Source organism: Haloferax denitrificans ATCC 35960 (genome assembly GCF_000337795.1).
GTDB classification, from domain to species: Archaea; Halobacteriota; Halobacteria; order Halobacteriales; family Haloferacaceae; genus Haloferax; species Haloferax denitrificans.
This window is the reverse complement of the sequence record NZ_AOLP01000018.1, coordinates 141,438-159,094: the sequence shown is the minus strand read 5'-3', so window position 1 is coordinate 159,094 and position 17,657 is coordinate 141,438. Positions and strand designations below refer to the sequence as shown.

The window sequence follows — 17,657 nt, the reverse complement described above, 5'->3', positions numbered from 1 at the left end:
TATGAGTTCTGACGCACCAGATTCTTTCGAACCGGGCGCGGGTATCGCGGCCGAAGTCAAGAACGCGCGCATCGAAGACGAGATGGAGCAGTCGTACATCGACTACGCGATGTCGGTCATCGCGGGCCGGGCGTTGCCCGACGTTCGCGACGGCCTGAAGCCGGTCCACCGGCGCATCCTGTATGCGATGCATCAGGCCGGCGTGACCTCCAACTCGTCGCACCGCAAGTCCTCGTCCATCGTGGGCGAGACGATGGGTGACTACCACCCCCACGGCGACTCCGCCATCTACGACACCCTCGCGCGCATGGCGCAGGACTTCTCCATGCGCTACCCGCTCGTCGACGGGCAGGGGAACTTCGGCTCCGTCGACGGCGACCCGCCGGCCGCGATGCGCTACACGGAAGCGCGGATGTCCCCCATCGCCGAGGAACTCCTCGACGACATCGACAAGGACACCGTCGACTTCCAGTCGAACTACGACGACCGCAAACAGGAGCCGACCGTGCTCCCGTCGTCGTTCCCGAACCTGCTGGTCAACGGCTCGTCCGGCATCGCGGTCGGGATGTCCACGAACATCCCGCCGCACAACCTCGGCGAGGTCATCGACGCCACGGTCGAACTCATCGAGAACCCCGAGGCGACCATCCCGGACCTGATGGAACACGTCAAGGGTCCCGACTTCCCGACCGGCGCGAACATCGTCGGCCGCAACGCGGTCCACAAGGCGTACAAGACGGGCCGCGGCCGCGTCCGCGTCCGCGCCGACTACGACGTGTTCGAGGAGGAGGGCCGCATCGTCATCAACGAACTCCCGTATCAGGAGAACAAGGCCCGCCTCATCGAGCGCATCGCCGACGACGTGAACGAGGGCAAAATCGAGGGCATCCGCGACATCCGCGACGAGTCCGACCGCGACGGCATCCGCGTCGTCATCGAACTCAAGCGCGGCGCGATGGCCGAGGTCGTCAAGAATCAGCTTCTCGACAACCACCTCGAATCCACGTTCGGCGTCATCAACCTCGCGCTCGTCGACGGCCAGCCGCAGGTGCTGACGCTCAAGGAGACGCTCGAACACTACCTCGACCACCGCCGCGACGTGGTCCGCCGGCGCTCCGAGTACGAACTCGCCGAGGCCGAAGACCGCGCGCACATCCTCGAAGGCCGCCTGAAGGCCCTCGACAACATCGACGACGTGGTCGAGACCATCCGGCACTCCGAGAGCCGCGACGACGCGAAGGCCGCGCTCCGCGGCGAGGTCGAAGTCGAAGTCGACGGCGCGCCGCTCCCGACGTTCGACTTCTCCGAAGACCAGGCCAACCACATCGTCTCGATGCAACTCGGTTCGCTCACCTCGATGGAGGCCGCCGAAATCGAAGACGAGTACGAGGACGTCCAAGCGACCATCGAGCGCCTCGAAACCATCCTCGGCGACCGGTCGGAACTCGACGCGGTCATCGAGTCCGAACTGCTCGACATCAAAGACGAGTACGCCGACGACCGGCGGACCTCGTTCGTCGCCAACACCGGCGAGGTCACCCGCGCCGACCTCATCCCCGAGGAGGACGTGGTCGTCGTCGTCAGCGAGGACGACTACATAAAGCGCATGCCGGTGTCTCGGTTCCGCGCCCAACACCGCGGCGGCAAGGGCATCATCGGCACCGACCTCAAGGAGGGAGACAACGTCTCGTCGGTGTTCGTCACGAACACCCACGACGACCTGCTGTGTTTCACCAACCACGGACAGGTCTACCAGCTCAAGGCCTACCAAGTGCCCGAGATGTCACGGACCGCCCGCGGCAAGTCGGCGGTCAACCTGCTGGACTTCGACGACGGCGAGGAGATTACGGCCGTCGTCAACTGCGACGACCTCGAAGACATCGAGGGCTACCTGACGATGGTGACACGGAACGGCTACATCAAGCGGACCGGCACCGACCGGTTCCAGAACATCCTCTCGACGGGCATCATCGCCACCAAACTCGACGAGGGCGACGAACTCGTCGACGTGGAGGTCACCGACGGCGAAAGCGACCTCGTCATCGGCACCGAACAGGGCATGTCCATCCGCTTCGACGAGGACGAGGTGCGCGCGATGGGCCGGTCGGCCCGCGGCGTCCGCGGCGTCAAACTGACCGGCGACGACGTGGTCGCCGGCGTGGCCGCCATCGACGAGGAACACCACAGTTGGGTGCTCACCGTCACCGAGAACGGCTACGGGAAGCGCACGGACCTCGACGCCTACCGCAAGCAGTCCCGAAACGGCAAGGGGCTCATCGACATCAAGACCAACGAGCGGAACGGCCCGGTCTGCGCCATCAACACCGTCGGCGAGGGCGACCACCTCGTCGTCATGTCCGACGAGGGCCAGATTCTCCGGACGCCCGTCGAGGACATCTCGACGGTCGGCCGCAACACGATGGGCGTCATCGTGATGGACCTCGACGAGGGCGACGACGTCGCTTCCGTCGACGTGATTCCGGCCGCGATGACGACCGAGGCCGAGGAACTCGACGACGTGGAAGGCGACGCCGAACCCGCGGACGACGAGTAGGTCGGCTCCGACTCCCGACGACGGTTTTCTTTTGCTGACCCCGCCGGAGAGCCGCGGCTCCGGCCATCGCTCCCCGAAGGCATTTACCGCGGCCGAGGGGTCGTCACGGTATGAGAATGCGACCGCGGTCGAGAATCGTCGCCGTCTCGGCGCTCGCGTTCGTCGTCGTTCTCGGCGGCCTGACCGCGCTTCGGGTGTGGAACCTCGAACCGTCGACGGCCGCGCAGTCGCTCGTCGTTGATGCTGGCGCGATACTGGTCGTCGCCGGCGTCGCGGCGCACGTCGCCCGAGGCGAGGCAGTCGGCACACGCGCCGGCGAGGGAATCGTGCTCGCCTTCGGTCCGTGTCTCGGCTTCGCGGTCAACCTGTTCGTCCCGGTGTCGACGATGGAGCCGCCGCTGTGGGTCGCGTACCCGCTCGTCGGCGGCGCGGTGCTCGCGCTCGCGCTCGGCAGTGTCGGCGCGGCCGTCGGCTACGCCGTTCGAGTCGTGAGAGCGAGAAAAACCAGCAACAGCGCGTCGTAGCTCCTATTTCTCCACGTCCGACGGCTCTCGCGTCAGGTCGTAGGTGTAGTGTCGCGGCTTGCGGTCCCGGAGCCAGTCGCGGAGCGGTTCGACCCGCGGGCGGTAGGTGAGCGTCGACCCGAGGGCGGTCAGCGGGAGGAACTTCGCCGCCTCGATTTCGTCGTCGGGGTCGCTCGGCGACGGCGTCGGGTCGTCGGCGACGGGCGTCGCGTGGTAGAACCGCTGGAGATAGATGCGGTGGTCCGGGGCGCGAATCTCGCTCGTGAAGGCCAACGACTGGATTTCGACTTCAACGCCGGTCTCCTCTGCGGCCTCGCGGGCGGCGGTCTCGAAGAAGAACTCACCGGGTTCGGAGCCGCCTTTCGGCAGTCCCCAGCGGTCCTTCTCGTAGACCGCGAGCACGGAGTTCCCCTGTAAGACGACGACGCCGGCGGCGAGGTCGTGCGGGGCGGGGGCTTCTCTCGGCGTCGACATCAGAGGATGCGCTTGCCGAAGGCGCTTGCGGCGAGTTCGGTCGCGAGCGTCGCGGTCTCGTTGTGCTCGTCGAGGATGGGGTTGACCTCCACGAGTTCGAACGAGCGCATGGCCTCCGAGCGGGCGACGAGTTCCATCGCCGCGTGGGCCTCGCGGTAGGTCACGCCGCCGCGGACGGGCGTCCCGACGCCGGGGGCCTCGCGGGGGTCGAGCCAGTCGAGGTCGAGGCTGACGTGGACGCCGTCGGTGCCGTCGGTCGCCACGTCGAGGGCGTCGTTCGTCACCTCGGTGACGCCGCGCTCGTCGATATCGGACATCGTGTACACCGTCACGTCGCTGTCGCGAATCGCCTCGGCCTCCACGCCGTCGACGGAGCGCAGACCGACGATGGCGACGTTTTCCTCCTTGAGGCCGGTGGCGTTCGCCCACTCGACGCCCGCGAAGTCACCGACGCCGAGCGCGGCGGCCAGCGGCATGCCGTGGACGTTGCCGGACGGCGAGGTGCTCGGGGTGTTGAAGTCGCCGTGGGCGTCGAACCAGATGACGCCGATGTCGGCGTCGCGGGCGCTCCCGACCAGCGAGCCGATGGCGATGGAGTGGTCGCCGCCGAGCGCGAGCGGAGTCGTCCCCTCGGCGAGCGCGGTCGAGACCGCGTCGGCGAGGCTCGTCGTCACCTCTTCGACCTCTTGGACGTGCTTCGCGTTCGCCGCCCCGGCGTCCGCGTCCCGCGTCGCGTGGTGCGGGACCGCGAGGTCGCCCGCGTCCGTCGGCGAGACGCCCGCGGACTCGAGTTCCTCCGCGAGCCCGGCGTATCGAATCGCGGAGGGACCCATGTCCACCCCGCGTCGATTGGCACCGTAGTCCGTCGGCGCACCCAGAATTCTGACGTTCCGTTCCATAGATGATGCACTCGTTCGGGGCGTTTAGTGGCATCGGAAAAACACCCTTATTGATAACGCTCGCCGTCGCGTCGTCGGGCGGACCCGCGTGGCCGAACGAGAGGGCTACTCGTCGAGATACGGTTCGCAGACGCGCCGGACGCCCTCCTCGAAGGAGATCTGTGGTTCCCAGCCGGTCGCCTCGCGCATCTTCGTGCAGTCGGCCATCGTGTCGTGGACGTACACGTCGAGGGGGTTTTCGATGTACACCGGGTCGACGTCGGTGCCGAGCACGTCGTTTATCAGTTCGACCATCTCGTTGAACGAGTAGCTCTCGCCGGTGCCGAGGTTGTAGATGCCCTGTAGCCGGTGGTCGGCGGCGAGTTCGATGCCGCGGACGATGTCGTCGACGTGGGTGAAATCGCGGGTCTGGGTGCCGTCGCCGAACAGCTCCGGCGACTCGCCGGCCGCGATTTTGTCGGCGAACTGCGCGACCGTGTTGGCGAACTCGCCTTTGTGTTCCTCCGCGCCGCCGAAGCCCTGATACACCGAGAAAAACCGGAGCCCGGCCGTCCGCACGTCGTAGTGGTGGTGGAAGTACTCCGCGTAGCGCTCCCGCGCCAGTTTCGACGCCTCGTAGCCCGTGCGCGCCTCGACGGGCATGTCCTCCGGCGAGGGCTCGGTCCGAGAGCCGTAAATCGAGGACGTGGAGGCGTAGACGACGGTGTCACAGCCGTCCTTCCGCGCCTGTTCGACCGTGTTGACGAAGCCCTCGACGTTGACGCGCGCGCCCTTCGCCGGGTTCTCCTCGTGCATCTTGTACGACGACAGCGCCGCGAGGTGGAACACGACATCGACGCCCTCGGTCGGAAGGTCGTCGTCGAGGACGCTCGCGTCGTGGAACTCCACGGCGTCGTCGAGGTTCTCGGGCGTCCCGAGATAGAGGTCGTCGACCGCGACGACCTCGTTGTCGTCGGCGAGGTGGTTCGCGAGGTTCGAGCCGATGAAGCCGGCACCGCCGGTGACGAGGACTCGTTTCCCGTGCATGCGCTACCGGACTCTCGTGAGCCGTATAGTGCTATCGACAGCATCGGGGCCGAATCGAGGTTCAAAATGAACATTCATGTGTGTGATATGGTTACAAAGTAGACGAACGGCAGATTCGAGCCGCCATCCATCGGATTTAAGGACGTATGTAGCGAACCATTCTCCATGTCATCAATCGAGCTCACGTCGAGTCAGAAAACTATCTTGACTGCCCTCATCAACCTCTATCGGGACTCCGAAGACGCCGTAAAGGGTGAGGACATCGCCACCGAGGTCAACCGAAACCCCGGCACCATCCGAAACCAGATGCAGAGCCTGAAGGCGCTCCAGCTGGTCGAGGGCGTCCCCGGTCCGAAGGGCGGCTACAAGCCGACCGCGAACGCCTACGAGGCGCTCGACGTGGACAAGATGGACGAGCCCGCGTTCGTCCCCCTGTTCCACAACGACGAGGAAGTCGAGGGCGTCAACGTCGACGAAATCGACCTCTCCAGCGTTCACCACCCCGAGCTGTGCCGCGCCGAGATTCACGTGCAGGGCTCCGTCCGCGAGTTCCACGAGGGCGACAAGATTCGCGTCGGTCCGACGCCCCTCTCGAAGCTCGTCATCGACGGCACGCTCGACGGCAAGGACGACACGAGCAACATCCTCATCCTCCGCATCGACGACATGCAGGCACCCGTCGGCGAACCCCAGCACTAACCACGCACATCTCTTCGTCTTTTCCCGGGCACTCTCCACGCACTCCGACCGGCTGGTTTGGCGTTCGGGCGAGACAGTCCGTCCGGCTTAGCGATACGGTCCGCGCCACCGATTGACCTCGGCGAGTGACGACGCGACGCGTCGCTCGCGGCTCGGCAGTGCTCGGCAGTGTAACGGAGCCGAAGAAACGAAACCGAAACCGAAACTGAGCCGGCGAGCGTCGGGCGTCGCCCGGCGGTCGGGTCGGATGCGGTAGCCGGATTAGAGGTCGTTCCAAGCCGAAAGCGCGCGCTTCGGCGACGTGACGTCGGCAATCCAGTTCGCGGCGATTCCCTTCTTCAGCGTCCGCGCGAGCGGGCCGCCGAAGACGTTGACGGGGAACTCACCGACGACGGGGAACTTCACGCCGTGGGCGACGGCGTCGTGGCCGATGGAGATGACCGTGCCCTTGTCGGTGAACGTCCAGCGCTTGAGCGGCTTGCCGGCGAGGGCGCGAGCGATGTTCTCGCCGGCCACGTCGGCGGCGTCCCAGGCGGCCTGCGCCGTCGGCGGCGCGACGCTGTCGGGACCCTGCTCGACGAGGGCGCAGTCGCCGACCGCGAAGACGCGGTCGTCGCTGGTCTGGAAGTCCTCCTCGGCGAAGAAGCGGTGGGAGCGCTCGTCCTGTTCGAGTTCCACGTCGGACGCCTCGGGCTGACCGGTGATGCCGCCGGTCCAGACGAGCACGTCGTAGTCGAGTTCCTCGGGGTCCTCGTCCTCGCCGCCGCCGATGAAGACGGTCTCCTCGTCGACCTTCGAGATGAAGTCGCCGGTGAGGATGTCGATGTCGAGGTCCTCGACGCGGCGGCGGAGCGCGCCCTGCAGTTCGGGGTCGTTGCCGGGGAAGATTTCGTCCATCCCCTCGACGAGCTTGATGTCGATTGGCGCGCGGTTGGTGTCGCGGTACTCGGCGACCTCGGCGGCCGTCTGGATGCCCGAGAGGCCCGCACCGCCGATGACGACCTGCGCGGGGTCGTCGCGGGAGGCGTCGGCGGCCGCCTCCTTGATGTCCTGGTGAATCTCGCGGGCGTCGTCGAGACCCTTGAGCTGGTGGGCGAACTCCTCGAGGCCCTCGATGCCGAAGAAGGCGGTCGAGGAGCCGATGGCGACGAGCAGATAGTCGTAGTCGACGGTGTCGCCGCCTTCGAGTTCGACGACGCGCTCGTCGACGTTCACGTCGGTCGCGCGACCCTTGACGAAGTCGGTCGAGTCGGACTTGATGTCGTCGACGGGGATGGTGATGCTGGACTCGACGCTCGGGTCTCGGATACAGCGGTGGACCTCGTGGAGGACGAGGTGGTAGTCGTGTTCGGCGACCCACGTGAGTTGCGCGTCGTGACCGAGCTCTTCTTCGAGGGTTGTGACCGCGCCGGCCCCGGCGTACCCCGAGCCGAGAACGACGACCTGCGTGCTCATGTCGTCGTCTGTGCAGTCATCCGATAAAGGGGCTTTGAAACCGTCTCCACAGCCGGGGTAATTTTGGCCGCTACGCCCCCAGAGCGTCGAAATCCGGATTCGACGGTTGTCGGATTAGTCGAGACTGAGGCCCGCGTGCCAGCGGTCGACGCCCGCCTCTCGCTTGACCGCGTCCATCTTCGCGAGGAGGTGGACCGCGAGGCTGGCGGTCTCGGCCGCGCGCGACTCGCCTTCGGTGCGGAACTCGCCGGTGACGCGGTTCGCGTAGACCGAGCAGACCGCCCCGGCGCGGAGGCCGTAGACGTTGGCGATGGTCAGGAGCGCCGCGGCCTCCATCTCGATGTTCTTCACGTTCGCCTCGCGGAGTTCCTCGACGAGCGAGTCGGAGCCGGCGGCGCGGAAGCCCTCGAAACCGGGTCGGCCCTGCCCCGCGTAGAAGGAGTCGGCGCTCATCGTGAGGCCGACGTGGTAGTCGTAGCCGAGGCGTTCGGCGGCCGCGACGAGCGCCGAGACGACCTCGTGGTCGGAAACGGCGGGGTAGTCCTCGCGGACGTACTCCTTGGAGGTTCCCTCCTGTCGGACCGCGCCAGAGGTGATGACGAGGTCGCCCACCTCCATCTCGGGCTGAATCGCGCCGCAGGAGCCGACGCGGATGAAGGTGTCCGCGCCGGCGCGGGCGAGTTCCTCGACGGCGATGGCCGCCGAGGGACTCCCGATACCCGTCGAGGTGACCGAAATCGGCGTCCCGTCGTAACTGCCCGTGGCGGTCCGGTACTCGCGGTGGTAGGCCTTCTCCTCGTGGTCGTCCCACAGCGCCGTCACCTTGTCCACGCGCTCCGGGTTCCCGGGGAGCAACACCGCGTCGGCGAGGTCCGCGGGACCGACTTCGAGGTGGTACTGGACCTCGTCGTTCGGGTCCTCACTGTCGTTCATGGCACTACTCGCGCGCCGGCGGTGGAAATTCTTGCGTTCTCTGAGGGAACCCTCGCGGGCGTCGTCGCGTTCTCGTTCTCGTTCTCGTTCTCGTTCTCGTTCTCGTTCGCGGTCGCGGCCGGCGAGGTCGTCGCGCGTGGGGGCGTCACCGTCGACCGCCGCTCGCCCGCGACGCCGCGCCACGCCGGGTCGTCGGCGGGGTCGCCGTCGCGGAACGGCGGCGGGAGGTCGGCCCGCTCGTCGGCCGCCAGCAGGTAGCCGAGTCCCGCGCCGACGTACCAGTCGACCAGCGACGGGTCGAGGTCGGCGTCCACGACGAGGTCGCCGCCGGTGTACCACTCCAGCGCCGCGTCGTCGTCGACGTCGACACCGGTCCGCCGCCAGCGCACGCCCGAGTCGCCGTCGCCGAACGCCGACACCGAGAGCGTCACGTCGGCCACCTCGGGGTCGGAAACGCGCTCGAACGAACGGTTCGCGGGCGCGACGCCGTCGGCCCCGGACTCGTAGTACGACAGCGCGTGGTCGATTTCGGCCTCGTAGGTCGCCCGCTCGTCTGCCGAGACGTTCGAGAGGTCGACGTGGACCGCGACGCTCTGCTCGCGGAAGGGCGACTCTCGTTCGGCGGCGTCCGGTTCTGGCAGTCGCGTCGTCTCGATGCGCTCGGACAGCGCGGGGAACGCGTCGGCGTCGTCGTGGGTCAGTCCGAGCAGGTGGCCGAACTCGTGGCGCAACACCGTCTCGGTCGTCCGGTCGTCGTAGCCGGCGGCGACGACCACCGAAACAGGCTCAGTTGGTGCGGTCGGTTCGTCGCCGTCCAAGAGGGGCGCACAGCCGACCGCGTCCGCGCCGTCGTAGTCGCCGCAGGCGTCGATTCGCTCGACGACCGAGACGGTCACGTCCGGTTCCGAGGCGTTCGGCACCACGACGAACGCCGGGTCGTAGGCGACCGCCGACGCGTTCGCCCGCCAGTGGTCGACCGCCGATTCGACGAGCGACGCGTAGTCGCGGCCGTCCGCGGGCGCGTCGATGCCGACGACGACGGGCGCGCGACCCCACGGGTTGTCGGCGGGGCGCGTCTCCGGCATCGCCGACGACCCGGTTCCACCGACGGCGGCAGAGACGGCCCCGTCGTCGCCGTCGCTCGCGTCGGCCGACTGGGTTCCGAGGGCGGCGTCCACGACCGGCGGGGACGGCGACAGCGACGCACACCCCGAGAGTGCGACGAGAAAGCGAGCGCGAGCGCGGCGGTTCCGCGGTCGGCGGCGAGCGACACGCTACTCGTCGGCGTCGGCGTCGCGCTTCGCCGCGGCGGCTTCCAGCGTGTCCAGCGAGATGGTGTTCGGGAGGAGTTCGCCCAGCGTGTACTCGGCGACGTCGTCGCCGCCGAGGTCGCAGACGACCGGGAGGTCCTCGTCGCAGAACTCCGCGAGCGTCTGGCGACACATTCCGCAGGGCGTCACGCCGTCGCGCGCGCCCGAGGTGACGACGAGGCGGTCGAACTCCGTGTGGCCGTTCTTCACGGCCTCCGCGATGGCGACCTCCTCGGCGTGGAGGCTGTTCGAGTAGTTGGCGTTCTCGATGTTACAGCCGACGTAGACCTCGCCGTCTGCGGTCCTGAGCGCCGCTCCAACGGTGTACTCCGAGTAGGGAACGTAAGCGTTGTCGAGGGCTTCGCGGGCGCGTTCGACGAGTGATTCGGGCATTGGGCGCTCATTCGCGTGGGGTGGCTTAGTTCGTTCGGCTCTCCGAGACTGTCGACTCGGTCGACGGACGCGGGCGGAGGCTCCGGGGGGCCGCCCCCATCGCGTCGTCCCGCAAGCGACTATACGACGCGGCCCCAACGCGGCGTCGTGAACGACACATCCGGCGGACGACGAATCCTGCTCCTCGTCGGCGCGAGCGTCGTAGTCATCTCGGGCATCCTCGGCGTCTTCATCGGCGAGAACGGCGGTCAGGTCGCCGCCGAGATATCGCTGTTCGGCGTCCTCTCACTGCCGACCAGTCCGCTCGCCTTCAGCCTCTACGGGATGGCGTTCTCGGCCGTCATCCTCGCGGTGCTGTTCGCGCTCGTCGAGTACGCCTCGCGCGTGGAGAACGCTCAGTAACGGGGGTCCACCTCGGTAACGGTGGCTCGCGCCGCGTCGAAACGCCCGTCCCGGTCGGGGAACCGCGACCGGAAGGCGGACCGCTTTTGCTCGTCCGGCCCCGACGGACCCGCATGGACGCGCCCTCGTCGACCTCGACCTCGACCTCGGACGCCTCGGCCGGCGACGCCGCCCCCGGCCCGCTCCCGGAGGACACGGGTGGCAAGAACCGAAAGCGCGCCGCGCTTGCGACCGCGCCGTTCCTCGCGCTCGGGCTGGCCGACGTGGTACTCATCCTCCTGCAGGGGCTCGAACCGCTCTGGGGCTTCGCCATCCTCCCGCCGATTCTGTTCTGTAGCGTGCTGACCTGGATCGTCTTCAGCACCGACTTCCTCGACGACCGGACCTGAGCCGGCCGCGAGTCGGGTCCGGGGATTCGATTCAGCGTCGCAGGTTCGTGGAGTACTTCGTCGGCGTCTCCTCGTCGTAGCCGAAGTCCTCGGCGGTCAGTTCGGGCTCGGCGTCTCCGGCGCTCGCGGGCGCGGCGACTTTGAACCGCTCGCGGAGGCGCTCGGGCATCGAGAACGACTCGCGGTCGAGTCGGAGCGCGATGGCGTCGCCGTCGGCTTCCCTCACTCCGTCGAGTCGCTTCCGCGGCCCCGACGGGAGGTCCTCGGCGTCGACCGCCTCGAAGCCGAACTGCGCGCAGTAGCCGTGGTCCGAGGAGAACCCGTAGACGGTGTCGAACGCCTCGGCCGCGGCGCGGTCGACCAGTCGCTCGACGACGTGCGCGCCGACGCCCTGCCCGCGCCACCGCTCCGAGACGCCGACGCAGGTGACCTCGCAGAACGGCTCGTCGGTCTTGTGGACCCGAATGCGCCCGAATCCGGCCTTCTCGCCGGACTCCTCGTCGAGCGCAATCACGTAATCGCGGGACCGGAAAGAGCCGTCGTCGAGTCCGAGTTCCTCAAGCGAGTCGAGCAACCAGACCTCGTCTCGGTTCTTCGCGTCTCGGACGTACATGCCTATCAGTAGCACACCGGCCGACAAAAACGCCTCGGGCCGGGCGACCGATTCCCGCCGCGTCGGTCGAACTCAACGAAAGAACAGTAAAGATTCATGGTTCCCGTCGCGGAACCACGGTTCATGGACGTGCCCGACACCGACACCGTGGTACACGAACCGGACCCGGCGTTCGTCGAGGACGCCAACGTCACCCGCTTCATGCGGGAACACGACATCGAGGACTACGACGAACTCATCGAGCGGACGACGACCGAGGTTCCGGGCGTCGGTGCCTCGGGCGTCGAGTGGTTCTGGGACGAGCTCGTCGACTACCTCGACATCGACTTCTACGAGGAGTACGACGCGGTCCGCGACGACTCGGAGGGGCCGCAGTTCTCCCGCTGGTACCCCGGCGGCGAGCTAAACGTCGCCCACAACACCCTCGACCGCCACGCCGCGGTCGACTCCGGGAACCGGAACCGCGTCGCCTGCATCTGGGAGGGCGAAGACGGCGAGGTCGTCCAGCGGACCTACCACGACCTCTACCGCGAGGCCAACCGCGTCGCCAACGTCCTCGAATCGTACGGCGTCGAGACCGGGGATACGGTGGGGCTGTACATGCCGATGGTCCCCGAGGTCATCTCTATCCTCTACGGCTGTTTCAAGGTCGGCGCGATAGCCGTCCCTATCTTCTCCGGCTTCGGCGTCGACGCCACCGCGACCCGCCTCGCAGACCCCGAGTGTTCAGTCCTCTTTACTGCTGACGGCTTCTATCGCCGCGGCTCGGAAGTCCGGCTGAAGCCGACCGCCGACGAGGCGATGGCGGAGGCGGACTGCGTCGAGAACGTCGTCGTCTACCGGCGGTTCGGCGACGAAAGCGGGGATAGCGACGACGACGTGCCGTGGACAGAGGGCCGCGACGAGTGGTGGGAAGACACCGTCGGCGCGGCCGACTCCGAGTACGAAACCAAATCCCTCCCGTCGGACGCCGAGTCGATGTTGCTGTACTCCTCGGGGACGACCGGCAAGCCGAAGGGCATCGTCCACACCCACGCGGGCGTCCAGATGCAGACCGCGAAGGAGATTCACTTCGGCTTCGACCAGAAGCCCGAAGACCGATTCTTCTGGGTGTCCGACATCGGCTGGATGATGGGCCCGTGGACGCTCATCGGGAACCACACGTTCGCCGGCACCATCTTCATGTACGAGGGCGCGCCCGACTACCCGAACCCGGACCGCTTCTGGGAGATGATAGAGCGCCACCGCATCACCACCTTCGGCATCTCGCCGACCGCAATCCGCGCCCTGCGGAAGTACGGTGACGAGGAAGTCGAGAAACACGATCTGTCGAGCCTGCGCCTCCTCGGGTCGACCGGCGAGCCGTGGGACCCCGAGTCGTGGATGTGGTTCTACGAACACGTCGGCGGCGGCGACGCGCCCATCATGAACATCTCCGGCGGCACCGAAATCTGCGGCTGTTTCCTCATGCCGATGCCGACCCAGCCGCTCAAGCCCTGCTCGCTCGGCGGCCCCGGCCTCGGGATGGACATCGATATCGTGGACTCGTCGGGCGAGTCCATCGCCGACACCCACGAACGGGGCTTCCTCGTCGCCCGCGACTCCTGTCCGTCGATGACAAAGAGCCTCTGGGAGGGCGACGAGCGCTACCTCGACACCTACTGGTCGTCGTGGGACGACCTCTGGGACCACGGCGACTGGGCGCAGAAGGACGAAGACGGCTTCTGGTTCCTCCACGGCCGCGCCGACGACGCCCTCAACGTGGCCGGCCGCAAGGTCGGCCCCGCCGAGGTCGAAGGCGCGCTCATCGAACACGACGCGGTGAATCAGGCCGCCGCGGTCGGCGTCCCCGACGACACCACCGGGACGGCCGTCGTCGCCTACGTCGTCCTCGAAGACGGCGTCGGGGAGAGCGACGACCTCCGCGAGGAGCTTCGGGGCGTCGTCGGCGAGGAGCTGGGCAAGCCGTTCCGTCCGCGCGAGATACTGTTCGTCGACGAGTTCCCGAAGACGCAGTCGGGGAAGATAATCCGCCGCGCCATCGCCTCGATTTACGCGGGCGAGGACCTCGGAGACATGAGCAGTATCGAGAACCCCGAGTCGCTCGAAAAGATAGAGAACGCGTCCTGAGGCGGTTTTTCGTTTTTCGTTCAGTCGGACAGCGCCGCGCCGACGCCGTCGTCCCACGCGTCGGCGGTGAAGTCGACCGCGTCGTTCCACGTGGCGACGACCGTCGTCACCGCGAGGTCGCCGGTCACGTTCACCATCGTCCGAATCCGGTCGAGGATTGGGTCGACGCCGGCGACGAGCCCCACGATTTCGAGCGGCAGGCCGAGTTGCGTCAAGACGAGCGTGAGCATGATGAGCCCCGACCCGGGCACGCCGGCGGTGCCGATGCTCGCCAGCACGGCCACCGCGACGACGGCGAACTGGTCGGCCAGAGAGAGGTTCACGCCGACGATGTTCGCCGCGAAGATGGCCGCGACGCCCTGATACATCGCCGTGCCGTCCATGTTGATGGTCGCGCCGAGCGGGAGCGTAAAGCCGTAGATGCGCTCTTCGATGCCGAGGTTCTCGTCCGCGTCGGACATCGTGACCGGGAGCGTCCCGGACGACGACCGGATGCTCAGCGCGGTCACCATCGCGTCGCGCGCACCGGAGAGGAACGCGACCGGCGACCGCCCCGCGACCCCGACGACGAACGCGCCGAGGTAGACGACCCCGATGTGAACGACGGCCGCGAGGAGCATCGTTCCGATGAGGAGCGCGAAGGGAAGGACGGCGTCGACGCCCGCGGTGCCGAAGACGTTCGCCATGAGCGCGAAGACGCCGAGAACGCCGAACTCCATCGCCCCCCAGACGACCTTGTACATCGCCTCCGCGCCCGCGTCGGCGAGGTCGAAGAACGACTCGATGCCGCGTTTGACCTGCTCGTCGTCGGTCTCCTCCCACGCCAGCGTGAGGCCGAGGCCGAACACGACGACGAAGAAGATGGTCGGCAACACGCTCCCGTCGGCCATCGCGCCCACGGGGTTCGTCGGGACGATGTTGAGGACGACTTCGACGGCGTCGGGGGCCTCGGCGCTCTGTGCCTCGGCACCGGCGAGCAGTTCTTCGAGCCCGCGAGAGCCGGGAGAGACGAGGTTACTCACGCCGAGCCCGATGGCGACCGCGAACGCGGACGTGAGCGCGTACAGGCCCACGACCTGTAATCCGACGCGACCGAGCGACGACGGCGAGAGCTGTCGGACGCCCATCAGGAGCGTGAACACCACGATGGGGACGATGAGCATCTTCAGCAGTCGGACGAACAGGTCGCCGACCGGTTTCAGGGCCGTCGCGGGTTCGCCGACGACGAGGCCGACGAGCGACCCGAGGACGAACGCGACCCCGATTCGGTAGACGATGCCGACCGAGCGATACCGGTTCCAGAGTGACACGATGCCAGACTGTGACATGTAACGTATGTGAACCAACCTTACAGCCGAATCATAAATGTAGCGGTCGAAAATCGGAATTTAACACGGTCGTGGAATTTAAACTCAAGAATCGAATGAATATTTGACTCTCTGACGATAGGCCGCCACGCCCGCCGTCAGTACGCGTCGTCGGGCGCGAGCGCGACCGACTCGGGGACCCCGTCGCCGACCGAGAGCGCCGCCTCGACGGCCTCGTCGGTCTCGGGAATCCGAATCGTGCCGCCGGCGAGAAGCGGGGCGAGCACGCCGGCGACGACGGTGCCGGGACGGGAGAGCGACGACCGGACCGCGACCGTGTCGCCCGTTTCGAGGTCGAAGTCGGCGACGACCCCGCGGGCCGCGTCGAGCAGGTCGCCGTGGGTGAGCTCGCGGTCGCCGGCGACGAGCGCCGGGTCGTCGGGCGCGACGACCTCCGGGTGGACCGCGGGGTTCTCGCTCCAGACCTCCTGTTCCCAGTGGGTCGTCGCGGGCGAACTCGGCGGGCCGCCGAACACGGCGAGTTTCTGCCCCGGCGGGAGGTCGTCGAACTCGGACTCGCGGGCGACGGCGACGACGGTCGCCCGCGCCTCGACCGCCGGGTCGAACGCGGTCACCGCGCCCAGTTGGGCCGCCCCGAGGAACGTCAACAGCGGTTCGGGGAGCGACACCGGGTCGACCGCGACGCGAGCGCCCTTGCGGACGCCGAGGTAGCGGAGGACGTTCCCGGCCTTGTACGAGGTCGTGATGAGGTCGTGGTACGTGTAGGTCCGGCCGGGGCCGTCGACCCGGAGCGCGAGTCGGTCGCTCCGCCGGTCGCGGGCCATGAGGTCGCCGATAACGTCCATAGCCGACCGTACGGAGTCGGTGCGAAAAAAGGCCCCGAGGCGCGCTCGCGGTTCGAGAACGCGACGGGAACCCGGCGTCGTCCCTCGATGTGAGTCAGGGCGCGCCAGCGATGACGAACGTGCTCTCCTCGGGGCCGCTTCGGAGTTCGCGCGTGTCCTCCGGCGAGACGCGCACGGCGTCGCCGGGTTCGAGGTCGAGTTCCTTGTCCTCGACGACGAGCGTGGCCCCGCCGGAGACGAGGTAGTACACTTCCTCGTGGCCCTGTTCGGCGTGGTCGTGGGGCTTGCCGGACCAGTCGGGGTCCGCCTCCAACACGCTGAAGCCGAGTTCGACGCAGTCGAGTTCGTCCCGCAGGAAGTGGAGCCCGCCGCCGACCGCGTCTACGTCCTCGTAGTTCGCTTTCGTGTAGGACATCGACCGAACTGACGGCCGCCGGACAAGAGAGCGTGGCGGTGCCGGAAATCCGTTACAGCGAGTTCTTCAGCTTCTGGAAGAGGCCCTCTTTGACCTCCTCGCCGCCGGCCTCGGCGAACTCCTTGAGCGCCTCGCGCTGTTCTTTGTTGAGGTCCTCGGGCGTGACGACGTGGACCTCGACGTGCAGGTCGCCGTGGCCCCGACCGTCGAGGTGGGGCATCCCCGCGTCGGAGACGGTGAACGTCGACCCGCTTTGGGTGCCCGCGGGCACCTTCAGTTCCTCCTCGCCGTCGAGCGTCGGCACCTCGACGGTCGCGCCGAAGACGGCCTGCGGGAAGGATATGGGATGGGTGTAGCGGAGGTCGTCGCCGTCGCGCTCGAACTCCTCGTGGTCGCGGACGTTGACCTCGACGAACAGGTCGCCGTTGGGACCGCCGTTCTCGCCGGGTTCGCCCTCGCCGCGGTAGCGGAGGCGCTGGCCGTCGCGGAAGCCGGCGGGGATGGTGATGGTCACGTCGCGGGTGCGGCGGACGCGACCGCTCCCGCGGCACTCCGAACAGTCCTCGCTGTAGGTCTCGCCCTCGCCGCCGCAGGCGCGACAGGTCGTCGTCTGCTGGACGCGGCCGAACGGCGTCTGCTGGACCGTCGTCTGCTGGCCCGAGCCGTTACACTCCGAACAGGTGTTCACCTCCGCGTCGTCGGGGTGACCCTCGCCGTCGCACTCCGGACAGACCTCGCGGCGGCGAATCGTCACGTCGCGCTCGACGCCGTGGTAGGCGTCTTCGAGGTCGATCGAGATGCGCTGGGCCACGTCGCGGCCCTGCTGGGGGCGGTTGCGCTGTTGGCCGCCCGCGCCGCCGTTGAACAGGTTGTTGAAGATGTCCTCGAAGCCGCCACCGCCGCCGCCCATGCCGCCGAACGGGTTACCGCCGCCGCCGAAGGGGTTGCCGCCGCCGCGGCCGCCACCACCGCCGCCGCCGCGTTTCTGGGACTGCTGGAAGCGCTCGTGGCCGACTTGGTCGTACATCTGCCGCTTCTCGTCGTCCGTGAGCACCTCCTTGGCCTTCTGGACCTTCTTGAACTTCTCCTCGGCGTCGTCCTCGTCGGAAACGTCGGGGTGGTACTTCGCGGCCTTCTTGCGGTACGCGTTCTTGATTTCGTCTTTCGAGGCGTCCCGCGAGACCCCGAGTACGTCGTAGAAGTTCTCGCTCATCAGTTGCTATCTTGTAGCCGGTGAAGGTATTTGAAAAGCCCGTCTCTCGTATCGC

General features: G+C 67.6%; 18 protein-coding genes. 6 read left to right on the top strand and 12 right to left on the bottom strand.

The annotated features are described in order from the left end of the window. Position 1 precedes the first annotated feature (1 nt). Together gyrA and C438_RS15845 are read left to right on the top strand one after the other, a co-directional pair. Positions 2–2,554 (top strand): DNA gyrase subunit A, encoded by a 2,553-nt coding sequence (gene gyrA, locus C438_RS15850; RefSeq protein WP_004970677.1) that lies wholly within the window; start codon positions 2–4, stop codon positions 2,552–2,554. A 110-nt stretch (positions 2,555–2,664) separates the two neighbouring features. Continuing rightward, positions 2,665–3,078 carry a hypothetical protein gene (locus C438_RS15845; RefSeq protein ID WP_049918154.1) on the top strand — a complete coding sequence of 138 codons (414 nt, stop codon included), beginning with the start codon at positions 2,665–2,667 and terminating at the stop codon, positions 3,076–3,078. 3 nt (positions 3,079–3,081) lie between these two features. Here C438_RS15845 and C438_RS15840 read toward each other — a convergent pair whose 3' ends face one another. From C438_RS15840 to C438_RS15830, 3 genes are all read right to left on the bottom strand, one after another. Next, complete coding sequence (locus C438_RS15840; RefSeq protein ID WP_004970675.1) at positions 3,082–3,552, bottom strand: NUDIX domain-containing protein; 471 nt, start codon at positions 3,550–3,552, stop codon at positions 3,082–3,084. Further along, positions 3,552–4,451, bottom strand: a complete 900-nt coding sequence (gene rocF / locus C438_RS15835) for an arginase (RefSeq protein WP_004970674.1) — start codon at positions 4,449–4,451, stop codon at positions 3,552–3,554. The genes C438_RS15840 and rocF overlap by 1 nt, the downstream gene beginning before the upstream one ends. Positions 4,452–4,556: 105 nt before the next feature. After that, the gene (locus C438_RS15830) at positions 4,557–5,477 is read right to left on the bottom strand and encodes an NAD-dependent epimerase/dehydratase family protein (RefSeq protein ID WP_004970673.1); all 921 of its coding nucleotides are present in this window, start codon (positions 5,475–5,477) and stop codon (positions 4,557–4,559) included. 165 nt (positions 5,478–5,642) lie between these two features. Here C438_RS15830 and C438_RS15825 point away from each other — a divergent pair, with 165 nt between their 5' ends. Continuing rightward, positions 5,643–6,176, top strand: coding sequence for an Rrf2 family transcriptional regulator (locus C438_RS15825; RefSeq protein ID WP_004063234.1), 534 nt, complete (start codon positions 5,643–5,645; stop codon positions 6,174–6,176). Between the two features lie 261 nt (positions 6,177–6,437). Here the strand turns inward: C438_RS15825 and C438_RS15820 are convergent, their stop codons facing one another. The 4 genes from C438_RS15820 to cdd form a co-directional block, all read right to left on the bottom strand. Continuing rightward, complete coding sequence (locus C438_RS15820) at positions 6,438–7,631, bottom strand: NAD(P)/FAD-dependent oxidoreductase (protein WP_004970672.1); 1,194 nt, start codon at positions 7,629–7,631, stop codon at positions 6,438–6,440. 114 nt (positions 7,632–7,745) lie between these two features. Continuing rightward, positions 7,746–8,564: a nucleoside phosphorylase gene (locus C438_RS15815; RefSeq protein ID WP_004970671.1), complete on the bottom strand. Its 819-nt coding sequence runs from the start codon at positions 8,562–8,564 to the stop codon at positions 7,746–7,748. Continuing rightward, positions 8,561–9,742: a hypothetical protein gene (locus C438_RS15810; protein WP_004970670.1), complete on the bottom strand. Its 1,182-nt coding sequence runs from the start codon at positions 9,740–9,742 to the stop codon at positions 8,561–8,563. Before C438_RS15810 ends, C438_RS15815 begins: the two co-directional genes overlap by 4 nt. A gap of 96 nt (positions 9,743–9,838) precedes the next feature. Next, positions 9,839–10,267, bottom strand: coding sequence for a cytidine deaminase (cdd, locus tag C438_RS15805; RefSeq protein WP_004970669.1), 429 nt, complete (start codon positions 10,265–10,267; stop codon positions 9,839–9,841). 147 nt (positions 10,268–10,414) lie between these two features. Here cdd and C438_RS15800 point away from each other — a divergent pair, with 147 nt between their 5' ends. After that, positions 10,415–10,669, top strand: a complete 255-nt coding sequence (locus C438_RS15800; RefSeq protein ID WP_004970668.1) for a DUF7520 family protein — start codon at positions 10,415–10,417, stop codon at positions 10,667–10,669. Between the two features lie 113 nt (positions 10,670–10,782). Further along, on the top strand, positions 10,783–11,058 hold the full coding sequence (locus tag C438_RS15795) for a hypothetical protein (RefSeq protein WP_004970667.1): 276 nt from the start codon (positions 10,783–10,785) through the stop codon (positions 11,056–11,058). 31 nt (positions 11,059–11,089) lie between these two features. Here the strand turns inward: C438_RS15795 and C438_RS15790 are convergent, their stop codons facing one another. After that, on the bottom strand, positions 11,090–11,671 hold the full coding sequence (locus C438_RS15790; RefSeq protein WP_004970666.1) for a GNAT family N-acetyltransferase: 582 nt from the start codon (positions 11,669–11,671) through the stop codon (positions 11,090–11,092). 123 nt (positions 11,672–11,794) lie between these two features. Here C438_RS15790 and C438_RS15785 point away from each other — a divergent pair, with 123 nt between their 5' ends. Further along, positions 11,795–13,801 carry an AMP-binding protein gene (locus C438_RS15785; protein WP_049918153.1) on the top strand — a complete coding sequence of 669 codons (2,007 nt, stop codon included), beginning with the start codon at positions 11,795–11,797 and terminating at the stop codon, positions 13,799–13,801. Positions 13,802–13,821: 20 nt separating this feature from the next. Here the strand turns inward: C438_RS15785 and C438_RS15780 are convergent, their stop codons facing one another. The 4 genes from C438_RS15780 to dnaJ form a co-directional block, all read right to left on the bottom strand. Continuing rightward, positions 13,822–15,129 (bottom strand): dicarboxylate/amino acid:cation symporter, encoded by a 1,308-nt coding sequence (locus tag C438_RS15780; protein ID WP_004970664.1) that lies wholly within the window; start codon positions 15,127–15,129, stop codon positions 13,822–13,824. 137 nt (positions 15,130–15,266) lie between these two features. Further along, positions 15,267–15,974 (bottom strand): AMP-binding protein, encoded by a 708-nt coding sequence (locus C438_RS15775; protein WP_004970663.1) that lies wholly within the window; start codon positions 15,972–15,974, stop codon positions 15,267–15,269. A gap of 94 nt (positions 15,975–16,068) precedes the next feature. Beyond that, the gene (locus tag C438_RS15770) at positions 16,069–16,389 is read right to left on the bottom strand and encodes a cupin domain-containing protein (RefSeq protein WP_004970662.1); all 321 of its coding nucleotides are present in this window, start codon (positions 16,387–16,389) and stop codon (positions 16,069–16,071) included. Positions 16,390–16,441: 52 nt separating this feature from the next. Beyond that, positions 16,442–17,602, bottom strand: coding sequence for a molecular chaperone DnaJ (dnaJ, locus tag C438_RS15765; RefSeq protein WP_004970661.1), 1,161 nt, complete (start codon positions 17,600–17,602; stop codon positions 16,442–16,444). Between the last annotated feature and the right edge of the window lie 55 nt (positions 17,603–17,657).